This window comes from Streptomyces sp. x-80, from assembly GCF_046549095.1.
In the GTDB taxonomy this organism is placed as follows: domain Bacteria; phylum Actinomycetota; class Actinomycetes; order Streptomycetales; family Streptomycetaceae; genus Streptomyces; species Streptomyces celluloflavus.
On sequence record NZ_JAJPWM010000006.1, the window covers coordinates 425,591 to 439,226 of the forward strand.

The following is a 13,636-nucleotide window of genomic DNA, read 5'->3' on the forward strand; positions in this document are numbered from 1 at the left end:
GGCCCGGAGCGCAGGCATCCGCGCGGCTCCGAAGCGCCGGCTCGGAGCGCATATGTCCGCATGAATCAGCCGTGTCGGCACGGATCAGCTGGGTCCGTACGGACCGGGACAAGCCGGCCCAGCCGCCCGCCCCGCCCTCGAACACGCTCCCGGGCAGCGGCTACGCTCGCCCGCCATGGACGACACCCTGCTGCTCCTGACCGTGCCGGCCGCGGCCCTCATCGTGGGGCTCGCGGCCGGCTGGGCCGTGCGATCGGCTGCGGCCCGCCGGAAGCTCACCCGTGAACAGGACTTCTTCGGTCTGCCGGCCGGTTCGGAGTGCGTGCTGGTCACCCACCGGGACAGCGCCTCGGCCCACTGGAGCATCCCCCGCCATGACGCGCTGGCGCTGCTCGGGCTGGCCGCGGTGGTCGAGAACTGCGGGGCGCACCCCGAGGTCGCGCCGCACGACACCGGCCTCCAGGGCTTCGGGGCGCGCACCGAGTTCTGTGTCGGCGACCCGACCGCGCACCGCCGGCTGGCCTCGCACCTGACCAGTCTGCTGCCGGGCGTCACCGTGCAGCCGGGCGACGAGCTGGGCATGGGCCGCGGCACCTTCGTGATCGGCGGCTCGACGTACCGGATGGAGCCCGGGGCGCTCGAATACGTCCTGCTGGCCCGTCTGACGGCGGGTGAGGGCGGCCGGCCGGTGTTCCTGGCGGCCGGCCAGCGCCCGGTCACCCACCGGGCCGCCGTCCGTCACCTCGTCCGCAACCGGGCCAGGCTGGCCCGCAGATACGGCGCCGAGGGCCAGTTCTGCCTGCTGCTGAAGGTGGTCAACTCGCAGGCGTACGGACCCGATGTCGTCGAGCTGGTGGCGGATGTCACCAAGGCCGCGACCGCCCCCGCCGAGGTGCGGGGCCACCGGGCGGCGGTCTGACCGTCCCGGGGCCCGCCCGGCGCGCCACCGGTCCGGCCGAGTTCCCGGCGGCGACCCGGCCCGTACCCGCGGGCGGGGACACGGAGGATCTGCGAAGCTCGAAGGCATGATCGCCAGTCTCCGTTCCACGGTCCTGCGCTGGACCGGTCTGCTGCCCATCCTGGCAATCGTCCTGCTGGCACTGACCTGGGGACGGACGCTGCCGGTCGCGCTGGTCGTCGTGGTCTCCTGCTTCCTGGCCGGGGCGGTGCTCGCCGCGGTGCACCACGCCGAGGTGATCGCGCACCGCGTGGGCGAGCCGTTCGGGTCACTCATCCTTGCGGTCGCGGTGACGGTCATCGAAGTGGCGCTGATCGTCACACTGATGGTCGATGGCGGCGAGAAGAACGCCGGGCTGGCCCGGGACACCGTCTTCGCGGCGGTGATGATCACCTGCAACGGCATCGTCGGCCTCTCTCTGCTGGTCGGCTCGCTCAAGCGCCGGGTGGCCGTCTTCAACCCCGAGGGGACCGGCGCGGCGCTGGCGACCGTCACCACGCTGGCCGGCCTCAGCCTGGTCCTGCCGACGTTCACCACCAGCACGCCGGGCCCGCGGTTCTCCGCACCGCAGCTGGTCTTCGCCGCCCTCGCCGCGCTGACGCTCTACGGGCTGTTCGTGACCACGCAGACCTTCCGCCATCGGGACTACTTCCTGCCGGTGACCTCGGCGGGCGAGGTGATCGACGCGGAGGAGCACGCCGACCCGCCGTCGGCGCAGGACGCGCTCTTCAGTCTCGGTGAGCTGGCGCTGGCCCTGATCGCGGTGGTCGGCCTGGCCAAGGCCGTCTCCCCGACCATCGAGTCCGGTGTGGCCGCGGCCGGTCTGCCGACCTCCGTCGTCGGGGTCGTCATCGCTCTGCTGGTCCTGCTGCCGGAGACCATCGCGGCGGTCCGCGCGGCCCGCCGCGACCGTGTGCAGACCAGCCTCAACCTCGGCCTCGGCTCGGCGATGGCCAGCATCGGCCTGACCATTCCCGTGGTCGCGCTGGCCACCATCTGGCTGAAGGGCCCCCTGGTCCTGGGCCTGGGCGCCAGCCATATGGTGCTGCTCGCCCTCACCGTCGTCGTCGGCACGCTGACGGTGATCCCCGGCCGCGCCACCCCGTTGCAGGGCGGCGTCCATCTGGCCCTGCTGGCCGCGTACATCGTGCTGGCCGTCAGCCCCTGACACGGCGCGCGGACCGGCCGCGCCCGTGCTCCGCCCGCCCTATCTCTCCCGGACACCCCACGCATCCCGCCCGTCCCGTTCCCGCGGGTGTCTGCTCGACGCGAGCCGGAACGGGACGTTGATCACGGTCACGCCGGGCGTGAAGAGCAGCCGGGCCTTCAGGCGCAGGGCGCTCTGGTTGTGCAGCAGATGTTCCCACCAGTGGCCGACGATGTACTCGGGGATCACGACCGTGACGGCCCCGCCCGGATGCCGCTCCCCGACGTCCAGGATGTGGTTGATCACCGGTTGGGTGAAGTCCCGGTAGGGCGAGCTGCGCACCTGGAGCGGTACGTCGATGTCATGGGCGTCCCACTGCGCGCGCAGTCCCACGACGTCCGACGGATCGACCGCGACGGTCAGTGCGTTGAGCGAGGCGGGGCGCATCGCGCGGGCGTAGCCGAGGGCCTTGAGCACGGGTGCGTTCAGGGCGGAGACCAGCACCAGCACATGGATTCCGGCCGGCTCCCACGGACGGGCGTCCGGCGCGACCACCAGTTCCTCGACGACCCGCCGGTAGTGCTGCCGTACCCCCCGCATGGCCAGGAAGAGCGCGGGCATGGCGATCACCACGAGCCAGGCGCCGTGCGTGAACTTGGTGATCAGGACGATGATCAGCACCACACCGGTGAGTACCGCCCCGACCGCGTTGATCGCCTGGGAGCGCCGGTGCCGTACGCGGAGCGCGGTGTCCGGCCCCCGTTCGGCGAGCACGGTCCGCCAGTGCCGCACCATACCGGCCTGGGAGAGCGTGAAGGAGACGAAGACGCCGATGATGTAGAGCTGGATCAGCCGGGTGAGCTCCGCGCCGAAGAGGACGATCAGCCCGATCGCGGCCAGCGCGAGCAGGATGACGCCGTTGGAGAAGACCAGCCGGTCACCGCGGTTCTGCAGCTGCCGGGGCGCGTAGCCGTCCGCGGCGAGGATCGAGGCCAGCATCGGGAAGCCGTTGAAGGCGGTGTTGGCGGCGAGGACGAGCACCCCGGCCGTGAAGGCTTGCAGCAGGTAGAAGAGGAAGCGGACGTCGCCGAAGGCGGCGCGGGCGATCTGGGAGAGCGCGGTGGGCATCGGGGTGTCCGGCGCGAGCCCCAGTGCGGTGGGCTCCGCCGCGACGTGCACCCGACAGGCCATGGCCAGGGCCGTGATCCCGGCGAACATGGTGACCGAGAAGAATCCCATGATCGACAGCGTCATGGCGGCGTTGCGGCTCTTGGGCCGGGCGAAGGCGGGCACGCCGTTGCTGATCGCCTCGACGCCGGTCAGCGCGGTGCAGCCGGACGCGAAGGCCCGCATCGTCAGCAGCACGAGCGCGAGCCCGGAGTAGACCGAGACCGTGTGCAGCGGCAGCTCCGCGGACTCGGCGCGGATGCTCGCGCCGGTGGCCATCCGTACGGCGGCGAACGCGAACATCAGGTAGACGAAGAAGATGAACCCGTAGGTGGGGACGGCGAAGACCCGGCCCGATTCGCGGACGCCGCGCAGGTTCATCAGGGCCAGCAGCCCCACGAAGCCGACGGAGAGCGCGACGTTGTGGCCGCTGAGGGACGGGATCGCGGAGGTGATGGCCGCGACCCCGGAGACGACGGACACCGCGACGGTCAGCACATAGTCGACGAGCAGGGCGCTGGCCGAGGTGAGCGCCGCGGTCGGGCCGAGGTTCTGTGCGCTGACGATGTACGCCCCGCCGCCCCCGGGATACGCGTAACAGGTCTGCCGGTAGGAGGCGACCACGACGATGAGCAGCAGCACGATGCCGGCCGCCGCGTACCAGGCCAGATGCAGCAGGGCGACCCCGCCGAGCGCCACCACCAGCAGGATCTCCTCGGTGGCGTAGGCGACCGAGGACAGCGGGTCGCTACAGAAGATCGGCAGGGCCAGCCGCTTCGGCAGCAGCGTCTCGCCGAGCCGCGCACTGTCCAGCGGACGGCCGACCATCATCCGCTTCGGCCTGAAGAATTGGCTCATAGCCGGACAAACTATGAGCCATCCAGTGGAGGGGGAGGGAGGCTCGCGGGGCGGGCCCCGGAGGCGCCGGGCCGGGGCCGGGAGGGGCCGGAGCCGTCCTCGGGGCCGGGGCGCGGGCCCCCGCGAAAGCCGGGCCGGTCCACCCCCGGCGCTCACCCCGACGGCGTCACGGCGGCCCCGCCGCTCCCCCGCACCGCCTCCGCCCAAGGCCGCCCCACCCCCTCGGCACCCGCCACCGGACGGCCGATCGGGTGCGATTCCCGCGTGACATCCCGCGCCCGCCGTGTCGTTGCGGCCCGGACCGGTAGCCGCATGAGAGCACGGTGAGGTGAATAAAAACGATAAACGCACAAGAACGAGACGGCTCTTTCTCCGCGGTGCCGTCGCGGTCGGCGCACTCTCCGCCGCCCGCATCCTGACCCTGCCCGACACGGACACACCGACAGCGCCCGCGGGACGCCACGGCGCGGTACAGCCGCACCCCGCCGCGCCCGCGCCACCGGCCCGTGGCGCGCTGCCCGCACAGGCCCCCGACACCTACCGGCTGCGCCCCATCGCCGGCGAACCGTCCCCGTGGTACCCCGACGCCCCGCCGACCCATGCCGAGGTCGCTTTCACGGTCCCCACCGACACCCGCGAGATCGCGCTCACCTTCGACGACGGCCCCGAACCCAGCTTCACCCCCCAGGTCCTCCGCGTCCTGCGCAGCCACGACGTCCGGGCCACCTTCTTCGTCCTCGGCGAATGCGCCGTCGCCTTCCCGGAACAGCTGCACGCCATCGTCGGTGACGGCCACATCGTCGCCAACCACTCCTGGACGCACCCCCAGTTCACCACGCTCGCCCCGGGCCGGGTGCGCAGCGAACTCGGCCGCACCAGCGACCTGATCGAGAAGACCCTGGGCAGCGCCCCGACCCTGGCCCGCGCCCCGTACGGCGACTGGGACCGGGCCTCCCTGAGAATCTGCAATGAGCTGGGCATGTCACCCGTCAACTGGTCGATCGACTCACTGGACTGGACCTGCCCAGGAGCCGACCGCATCGCGACGAACATCATGAGCGAAATGAAACCGGGCGCGATCGTGCTGTCACACGACGGCGGCGGCAATCGCTCCCAGACCGTGGCCGCCCTGGAGTGGTACCTGCCTCGCCTGCTGGACGAGGGATACACCCCGATCCGGGTCGAGTACTGAGCCGGTACGGGCGACCGGCCGGGACAGGCCGCCGGTTCCGCGTCCTCGCGAGGGCACGGCGCCGCCCGTTCCGGGGATCAGCAGGTGCCCTGCTCCTGCCATACGCCCGAGCCGCCGGTCGAGGGTGTCTCGCCCCGTGTCCACCACTTCGCCTTCCAGAGGTGCCCGTCGTAGGAGACGGTGTCGCCGCCCACGTAGACGGCGCTGCCGCGGTACGCGGCCGTGGTGCAACTCCCGCCGGGCGGAGGTGTGGTGGGTGAGCTGGTCGGCGGTGCCGTCGGGGTGGGCGGGGTGGCTCCGGCGAACTTCACCGAGTACGCGGTGAAGTCGTACGCGCCCTGCGGCACGCTGCTGCATGTGCCGGACGTCCTGCCGTTGTTGTCCGGCGGGGAGCACTGCCGGTCGCGGTTGACGGACCAGTTGGTGAAGCGCGCCATGTGATGGCCGGTCGCGAAGTCGAGCACCGTCTGAAAGTCCGCCTGGGTGAAGTACTCACCGGTGTCGCTGCGGCCGTTCATCTGCGAGATGCCTTCGTGGGCATAGGCGGTGGCCTCGTCCCAGCCGAAGGTGGACCGGAGGACGGCGTTGAAGTTCGTCAGCGCCTGGGTCTGTGACGCGGCTCCGTCGAATCCGCCGTCGAAGGGCATGATGGAGAAGTTGTCCGGGACGAACGCCTGGGACTTCGCTTCGTTGAGCATCTGCTTGCCGAACCAGCCGGTGCCATCGGCGGTGCCCGCCGTGGTGATGGACAGATAGATGCCGGGATTCCGCTGCTGGAGGATCTTGGCGGCGCCGATCTCGTTGTGCACGGCGGCCGTGTTCTCGTACTCCGGCTCCTCCAGGTCCAGGTCGAGCGCTTTGAGCCCGTACTTGTCGATGGCCTTTTGGTACGCGGCGGCGGTGGCCTCGGGGGTGCCGCAGCTCTGGCCGAGCTTGGTGCCGCCGTAGCCCCCGACGGAGGCCGAGACATCACCCCCCTTGGCGCGGATGGCGGAGATCACGCCCGCCACGGCGGTGTCGGAGTCGACCGGGCTGGTACCGCCCCACGTCGGCGAACAGCCGCCCCCGTTCGGCGCCAGGATGAAGGCCAGCTGGAACGCCTTGAGACCGGTGGCGTCCATGACCGCTCCGGCGTCCGGCGGATCATTGTCCAGCGGCATGAGGTAGGGCGCGGCGGCGTACCAGTTGCTGCCGACGGCGGTCGATGCCGCGGGGACCGCACGGCCGGCCGTGACCGCTTGGCCGGTGGCGGCCGCATGGCCGGTGGCGGCGGCCGTCCCGATCAGCGCCGCGGCCGCGAGGCAGGCCGCCGATACGGCGGCGGTGAGTGTTCTGGCGTTTCGAAGTGACACGGGTCCTCCCGCGGGAGACGAAGTGGTCCAGACCAATCGCCTCACAGACTGAACCCGCGTCATTGACGCGTCAACACTTCGAACCGGACCAATCTCGAATTCAACTACCCGCACCAGGGGCCCCTAGGCGGACGCCATGCACAAATTGGCATTCCAGATACCACTTCTGTACGGTGAGGGCTGTGCGACTCACCAAGAGCACCGACATCGCCCTGCGCATCGCCATGCGGCTGGCGGTCCTCGACGACACGGGCGACGCCCCGACCACCCGCGAGGTGGCGAGCGCCGTGGACGTGCCGTACACGCACGCCGCCAAGGTGGTGAGCAAGCTCCAGCACCTCGGCGCGGTCGAGGCGCGGCGCGGGCGCGGCGGCGGGCTGACGCTGACCACCGCGGGGCGTACGGGTTCGCTCGGCCGGCTCGTCCGCGAGCTGGAGGGGGTCGGCGATGTCGTGGGGTGCGAGGACGATCCGCCGTGCCCGCTGCGCGGCGGCTGCCTGCTGCGCGGCGCGTTGCGCACGGCGCAGGAGGCGTTCTTCGCCTCGCTCGATCCGCTGTCGATCGCGGACCTGGTCGACAAGCCGACCGGTCCCCTGCTGCTGACCCTGACCACCCGCCCACCCGACTAACTCCCGCCCCCAGAGCCGCCACCCACCGGCTACCGCCACAGCCACACGCAAAAATACGCATCTCAGATGCAAGTTATGTCTCAGTCCGAGAGTGCCGAGAGTCTGGAGTTTCCGATGCTGTCACCGAAGTCCGCCGAGACCGTACGTGCCACCCTCCCCGCCGTCGGGGCGGCCATCGGGGAGATCACGCCGCTCTTCTACGAGAAGATGTTCGCGGCCCACCCCGCGCTGCTGCGCGATCTCTTCAACCGCGCCAACCAGGCCAACGGCACTCAGCGGCAGGCGCTCGCGGGGTCCATAGCCACCTTCGCGGGCTATCTGGTGGAGCACCCGGAGAGCCGTCCGGACACCATGCTCGCCCGTATCGCGCACAAGCACGCCTCACTCGGGGTGCGCGAGGACCAGTACCCCATCGTGCGCGAACACCTCTTCGCGGCCATCGCGGAGGTACTCGGCGATGCGGTGACCGACGAGGTCGTACGGGCCTGGGACGAGGTGTACTGGCTGATGGCGCATGCCCTCGTCGCCATCGAGAAGGGTCTCTACGCGGAGACCGGCACCCCGGACGGCGCGGTGTGGCGTACGTACCGGGTAGCCGGACGCGTCCAGGAGGCCGACGACGTCGCGACGTTCTTCCTCCAGCCGCTCGACGACGCGCCCGTCCCGGCGTCCCGGCCCGGCCAGTACGTCTCCGTGCAGGTCGAACTCCCCGACGGGGCACGGCAGATACGGCAGTACAGCCTGTCCGGGCAGCCGGACGGCGGTGTGCAGTTCTCCGTCAAGCGGGTGGCCGGGGACCCGGCCGGCGATCCGGCGGGCGAGGTCTCCGGGCATCTGCACGACCACTTCCACGGCGGGGAGACGCTGCGGGTGAGCGCGCCGTTCGGCGATGTGGTGCTCGACGATGGCGCCGGACCGCTGCTGCTCGCCTCCGCCGGGATCGGCTGTACGCCGATGATCGGGATGCTCACGCACCTGGCCGCCGTCGGCTCCCCGCGCCACGTCATCGCGGCACACGCCGACCGTGCACCGCACACCCACGCCTTCGGCGCCGAACTCCGGCAGCTCACCGGCAAACTGACCGGGGCGACCGCGGATGTCTGGTACGAGGCCGCCGCCGAAAGCACCTCCGTCGGCGGCGAGGACGGCGCCGGCGACCGGCACCGCGCCGTCACCGTGCACACCGGCCGGATGGACCTGTCGCAGCTGGAGATCCCGGCCGGCACCACCGCCTACCTCTGCGGCCCGGTGCCGTTCATGAGGGCGGCCCGCGCCCAGCTCCTGGAGTCCGGAGTACGCCCGGCCGACATCCACTACGAGGTCTTCGGCCCGGACCTGGGACTGTGAGCCCGGGGCCGACGGCCCCGGGACGATGTGACCCCACCCGGAGTTCCGGCCGCCACCGACGCAGCGCGGCGGGGACCCGGGGACGACGGTCCGCGCACCTCTGGCGGGGCGTGCGGGCCGTTCGTCATGTTCGGGGGTGACCTCGCCTGCTCGACGACGGCGCGGGGCGGGCGGCCTTCGGCATGCCTGGACGCGTCATCCCGGCGGCCGGTCCGCGCCACCACCCCTCCCCGCTCCCCCACGGTGTTACCCATCCGTAACCTACCGACGGGTTACCACGGGTAAAGCGCGAACTTTACTCTCCAGTCACATCGGACCGCCGGGTGCCCCTCCTGTCCTCGGACAGCGCCCGACCAGGTCCGCATCGAGATCTGGAGCAGAAGATGACGCCCTCCCGCACGACGCTGCGCGCCGCGATCGGCACCGTCTCCGCGGCGGTGCTCGCCGCCACGGTACTCAGCGGGCCGCCCGCCGCCGCGGTATCGCCCGCCACCCCCGTCTCCGCCGTCACAGCCGCCTCCCCGTCCCCGCGCACCCCCGGGTCGGTGAAGTTCGTCGACATCACCGGTGACGGCGGCATCGTCCTCAAGGCGAACGTCATCACGCCCGCCGGCGCCGACGGGACCCGGCGGTACCCGGTCATCGTGCTGCCCACCAGCTGGGCGATGCCGCAGGTCGAGTACCTGGCCCAGGCCGAGAAGCTGGCGGACGCGGGCTATGTGGTCGTCGGATACAACTCGCGCGGCTTCTGGCAGTCCGGCGGTCAGATCGAGACGGCCGGTCCGCGGGACATCGCCGACGCGTCGAAGGTCATCGACTGGGCGCTGGCCCATACGCCGGCCGATCCGCAGCAGGTCGGCATGGGCGGGGTCTCCTACGGTGCCGGGATCAGCCTGCTGGCGTCCGCGTTCGACAAGCGGATCAAGGCAGTCGCGGCGCTCAGCGGCTGGGGCGATCTCATCGGCTCCATCTACAGCGGCCGCACCCAGCACCGGCAGGCCGCCCAGCTGCTGGGCGGCCTGGGCGAGCTCACCGGCCGCCCCGGCCCGGAACTCCAGGGCATCCTCAAGGACTTCCTCGGCTCGAACCTCGCCAAGGAGCAGGACATGATCGCGTGGGGGAAGAAGCGCTCCCCCGCCACCTACGTCGACAAGATCAACGCCAACGGCGCCGCCATCATGCTCGGCAACGCATGGGGCGACTCCCTGTTCCCGCCCAACCAGTACGCCGACTTCTACGAGAAGCTGACCGGCCCCAAGCGGCTGGAGTTCCGCCCCGGCGACCATGCGACCGCCGAGGGGCTCGGGCTGCTGGGACTGCCCAACGACACCTGGAGCCACACCAAGCAGTGGTTCGACCATTACCTCAAGGGCGCGGACAACGGGATCGACCGGGCGGCGCCGGTGCTGCTCAAGTCCCGCTCCACCGGCGCGTACGAGGGGTACAAGAGCTGGCGGGACGTACCGTCCGGGCACCGGAAGATCGAGCTGACCGGCACCCAGCGGATCCGCACCGGCATCGACTCCGGTGCCGACGGCGGGCTGATCTTCCTCTCCAGCATGCTGGACCAGTTCTTCAGGCTGCCGCCGATGGCCTCGATCCCGCTGCTGCCGCGTTCCGTGGCCGCCGTCTGGGAGTCCGGGCGCTACGCGAGCGAGCAGCGGGTCCGCGGGACCACCCGGCTGCACACCACGGTGACCGGCACCGCCGAGAGCGGGACCGCCATCGCCTACCTCTACGACGTGGGCCCGCTCGGTCTCGGCAAGCTGGTCTCGCACGCGCCGTTCACCTTCCACGGCAAGACCCCCGGCCGGCCGTTCGGTGTGGACCTGGAGCTGTTCTCCACGGCGTACGACGTACCGGCCGGGCACCGGCTCGCGGTGGTCGTGGACACCGTCGATCCGCTGTACATCGAGCACAATCCGAGCGGCGCCCGGCTGACGTTCTCCTCGCCCGCCGATGACCCGTCGTATGTCTCGGTGCCGGTACGCGATTGAGGGCAACTGCCCCATAGGGCATGATCCTTCCCATGGGACATCCGCATCTGCCGACCACCGAGGCCGCCGTCACCGCGATCCGCGAGATCGCCGACGAGTACCGCCTGGAGCTGACCGTCACGGACGACATCGGCGCGGACCAGACGTCCCGCCGTACCTCGTCCGGGGCGTTCACGGTGCTGGACGCGGACGGCTCGCTGCCGCACGAGGCGTTCGTCGAGCTGGGCGGGTCGCCCGCGGTGAGCGTGCAGATCTTCCCGGAGGACGATGCGCGGATCACCGTCGACTCGGTGACGTTCCCGGACGTCCCCCGGGACTCGGTGCCCGCGTTCCTGCTCTCGGTGTACGGCGGGCTCGCCCATGTGAAGGGGCGGGTCTTCCCGCCGGGCCAGTGGCTGGTCGTGCCGCTGCCCGGCGACGAGACCTACAAGGAACTGATCTTCCGCGGCCTCAGCCCCTGGATGGCCCGCACCTTCCGCTGAGCCGCGCCCGCCACGGCGGAACCTCCGACCGCGTCAGCCGGCCGGGGCGCGCTGTGCGCCGTCCCCTACGGGCCGCCCGGGAGCAGGGTGCCCGGCTCCGGGGCGCCCACCTCCACCGCCTCGACCTTGGGGTTGCGCCGCTGCCGCCGGGCGACCCAGTGGGCGCACCAGGACAGCAGCATGCACATCCCGATGTAGATCGGCGAGATGATCATGACGACGGGGATGAACGGCAGTCCGTAGTCGAGGTTGGCGGCGATGAGCTTGCCGGCGTGCAGGAACTCCTCGTAGGTGATCAGGTAGCCGAGCGAGGTGTCCTTGAGGGCGACCACCAGCTGGCTGATGATCGTCGGCAGCATCGCGCGTACCGCCTGCGGGACCAGGACGTGCGTCATGACCTGGGTCTTGTGCATGCCCAGTGCGTAGGCCGCCTCCCCCTGGCCGCGTTCGACCGCGTGGATGCCGGTACGGAAGACCTCGGCGAGCACCGAGCCGTTGTAGAGGGTCAGCCCGGCGACCAGGGCGGTCAGCGGTTCGGCCTTCAGCGCCACATAGATGAAGAAGATCATGACCAGTACGGGCATCGCGCGGAAGAACTCGACCAGCGCCGTACTCACCCAGCGGACCGGCCGGTGGACGGAGAGCCGGCCGGTCGCGAGCACCGCGCCGAGCGCCAGGGAGAGCACCGCCGCGTAGCCGAACGCCCGGAGCGTGTTGCCCAGGCCCCGCAGCAGCAGCTCCTGAATTCCCTTGTAGAGGAAGGGAGTCCACTTCTGGGCGGTGAACTGGCCGGTGTGGAAGAGGAGGTGGACGAGCCAGCCGAGCAGACCGAGGAGCACCACGGTCGACCCGGCACCGTAGAGCAGATGCCGCCGCTTGCTCTTCGGCCCCGGTACGTCGTAGAGGGCGGTGGTCATCGGGCGACTCCCCAGCGCTTCTCCAGCACGTGGAACAGCGCGCTGATGGACAGGGTCACGATCAGATAGCCGACGGCGATCCAGATGAAGGTCCAGATGATGCTGTAGCCCAGCTCGCTGAGCGTCCGGTACGTGCCGAGCAGTTCGACGACGCTGAAGGAGCCGGCGATCGCGGAGTTCTTGGCGAGCGCGATCAGGGTGGAGCCGATGGGCGGGATGACCGTCCGGAACGCCTGCGGCAGGATCACGTCGCCGAGGGTCTGCGGGAAGGTCATGCCCAGGCTGCGGGCCGCCTCGCCCTGCCCGGCCGGCACGGTGTTGATGCCGGAGCGCACCGCCTCGCAGATGAAGGCGGACGTGTAGCAGCCGAGGGCGAGGACGGCGAACATCTGGAAGGGCAGCACCAGCCCGAAGCGCGGCAGGCCCAGCAGCACCGCGAAGAACAGCAGCGTCAGCGGGGTGTTGCGCAGCACCGTCACCCACACCGTGCCGAAGGCCCGCAGCGAGCGGACCGGCGCGACGCGGCAGGCGGCCGTCACAAAGCCGAGGAAGAGCGCGAGCAGCGAGGCGTAGACGGTGAGTTCGACGGTGCCCAGCAGGCCCTTCCCGTAGCGGGAGAGATTGTCGAGGAGAACGTTCATCGTGGGGTCCTTGCTCCTCAGCCCGCCGGGTAGCGGTCGACCGGGGGCGGCTGCGGTGCGGGTACTCCGGACAGGCCGAGCGTCGCCTCGTACGCCCGCTTCCAGTAGCCGTTGCGCTCGGCCGCGACGAGGGCGTCGTTGAGCGCGGAGCGCAGCGCGGTGTCGTCGCGGGGGACGCCGATGCCGTACGGCTCCTTGGAGAATGGCTTGCCGACGACCTTCAGCTCGTCGGGCGCCTTGGCGGCGTAGCCCAGCAGGATCGCGTCGTCGGTGGTGACCGCGTCGACCTGGTAGGTGAGCAGGTTGTCCACACACACCGAGTAGGTGTCGTAGGTGACCAGAATCGCCTGGGGGTAGTCGGCCGCGATGCGCTGGGCGGGTGTCGAACCGGCGGCCGAGCAGACGCGTTTACCGGCCAGGTCCCGCGGTCCGTGGATGTCCTTCTCGTCGGTGCGCACCAGCAGTCCCTGGCCGGCCAGGTAGTACGGCCCGGCGAAGCCGACCTGCTTCTTGCGCAGGGCGTTGATGGTGTAGGTGCCGACGTAGAAGTCGATCTGGCCGTTCTGCAAGGCCGTCTCGCGGTTGGCGGAGGCGATGGTCTTGAACCGGGTCGTCGCGGGGTCGAAGCCGAGGGCGGCCGACATCATCTTGGCGATCTCGATGTCGAAGCCGCTGTACGCGCCGGTGGCCGGGTCCCGCTCGCCGAGGTAGGGCTGGTCCTCCTTGGCGCCGACGACGAGATGGCCGCGCGCTTCGGCCCGTCGCCAGGTGGGCGAGTCCGGCAGCCGGAAGTTCTCGGCGACCGGGTAGTGGGGCAGTTCGCCGGCCTTGGGGCTCTTGACCGGTGGGCTGCCGTTGCGGCCGCAGCCGGCGGCGGCCAGCGCGAGGAGGGTGAGCGCGGCGGCCAGCAGGGCGCGGCGCAGGCGCGGGGTACGGGAGTGCGGCATCG

General features: G+C 71.0%; 12 protein-coding genes. 7 read left to right on the forward strand and 5 right to left on the reverse strand.

Going from position 1 to position 13,636, the window contains the following annotated elements; all coding sequences use genetic code 11:
- Positions 1–175: 175 nt before the first annotated feature.
- Both ACLJWH_RS14800 and ACLJWH_RS14805 read left to right on the forward strand, forming a co-directional pair.
- Positions 176–919 (forward strand): hypothetical protein, encoded by a 744-nt coding sequence (locus ACLJWH_RS14800; RefSeq protein ID WP_411142133.1) that lies wholly within the window; start codon positions 176–178, stop codon positions 917–919.
- Between the two features lie 106 nt (positions 920–1,025).
- Positions 1,026–2,126, forward strand: coding sequence for a calcium:proton antiporter (locus tag ACLJWH_RS14805; RefSeq protein WP_411142134.1), 1,101 nt, complete (start codon positions 1,026–1,028; stop codon positions 2,124–2,126).
- Between the two features lie 39 nt (positions 2,127–2,165).
- Here ACLJWH_RS14805 and ACLJWH_RS14810 read toward each other — a convergent pair whose 3' ends face one another.
- Entirely contained in the window at positions 2,166–4,130 is a 1,965-nt protein-coding gene (locus ACLJWH_RS14810; RefSeq protein ID WP_411142135.1) for an APC family permease, read from the reverse strand.
- Positions 4,131–4,458: 328 nt separating this feature from the next.
- Here ACLJWH_RS14810 and ACLJWH_RS14815 point away from each other — a divergent pair, with 328 nt between their 5' ends.
- Positions 4,459–5,322: a polysaccharide deacetylase family protein gene (locus ACLJWH_RS14815; protein ID WP_411142136.1), complete on the forward strand. Its 864-nt coding sequence runs from the start codon at positions 4,459–4,461 to the stop codon at positions 5,320–5,322.
- Between the two features lie 77 nt (positions 5,323–5,399).
- Here ACLJWH_RS14815 and ACLJWH_RS14820 read toward each other — a convergent pair whose 3' ends face one another.
- Positions 5,400–6,674, reverse strand: coding sequence for a carbohydrate-binding protein (locus ACLJWH_RS14820; RefSeq protein ID WP_411142137.1), 1,275 nt, complete (start codon positions 6,672–6,674; stop codon positions 5,400–5,402).
- 182 nt (positions 6,675–6,856) lie between these two features.
- Here ACLJWH_RS14820 and ACLJWH_RS14825 point away from each other — a divergent pair, with 182 nt between their 5' ends.
- The 4 genes from ACLJWH_RS14825 to ACLJWH_RS14840 all read left to right on the forward strand — a co-directional run bounded on the left by ACLJWH_RS14825 (position 6,857) and on the right by ACLJWH_RS14840 (position 11,129).
- On the forward strand, positions 6,857–7,303 hold the full coding sequence (locus ACLJWH_RS14825; RefSeq protein WP_411142138.1) for an RrF2 family transcriptional regulator: 447 nt from the start codon (positions 6,857–6,859) through the stop codon (positions 7,301–7,303).
- Positions 7,304–7,417: 114 nt separating this feature from the next.
- On the forward strand, positions 7,418–8,650 hold the full coding sequence (locus tag ACLJWH_RS14830) for a globin domain-containing protein (RefSeq protein WP_411142139.1): 1,233 nt from the start codon (positions 7,418–7,420) through the stop codon (positions 8,648–8,650).
- A 383-nt stretch (positions 8,651–9,033) separates the two neighbouring features.
- Positions 9,034–10,647 (forward strand): alpha/beta fold hydrolase, encoded by a 1,614-nt coding sequence (locus tag ACLJWH_RS14835; protein WP_411142140.1) that lies wholly within the window; start codon positions 9,034–9,036, stop codon positions 10,645–10,647.
- A gap of 32 nt (positions 10,648–10,679) precedes the next feature.
- Entirely contained in the window at positions 10,680–11,129 is a 450-nt protein-coding gene (locus ACLJWH_RS14840) for a hypothetical protein (RefSeq protein ID WP_411142141.1), read from the forward strand.
- Between the two features lie 65 nt (positions 11,130–11,194).
- On the opposite strand, the gene ACLJWH_RS14845 is transcribed toward ACLJWH_RS14840, so the two are convergent.
- From ACLJWH_RS14845 to ACLJWH_RS14855, 3 genes are read right to left on the reverse strand one after another with little or no spacing between them, the layout of a single operon-like run.
- Positions 11,195–12,046: an amino acid ABC transporter permease gene (locus ACLJWH_RS14845; protein WP_411142142.1), complete on the reverse strand. Its 852-nt coding sequence runs from the start codon at positions 12,044–12,046 to the stop codon at positions 11,195–11,197.
- Entirely contained in the window at positions 12,043–12,687 is a 645-nt protein-coding gene (locus tag ACLJWH_RS14850; protein ID WP_411142143.1) for an amino acid ABC transporter permease, read from the reverse strand. Before ACLJWH_RS14850 ends, ACLJWH_RS14845 begins: the two co-directional genes overlap by 4 nt.
- Before the next feature lie 17 nt (positions 12,688–12,704).
- Complete coding sequence (locus ACLJWH_RS14855; RefSeq protein ID WP_411142144.1) at positions 12,705–13,634, reverse strand: glutamate ABC transporter substrate-binding protein; 930 nt, start codon at positions 13,632–13,634, stop codon at positions 12,705–12,707.
- Between the last annotated feature and the right edge of the window lie 2 nt (positions 13,635–13,636).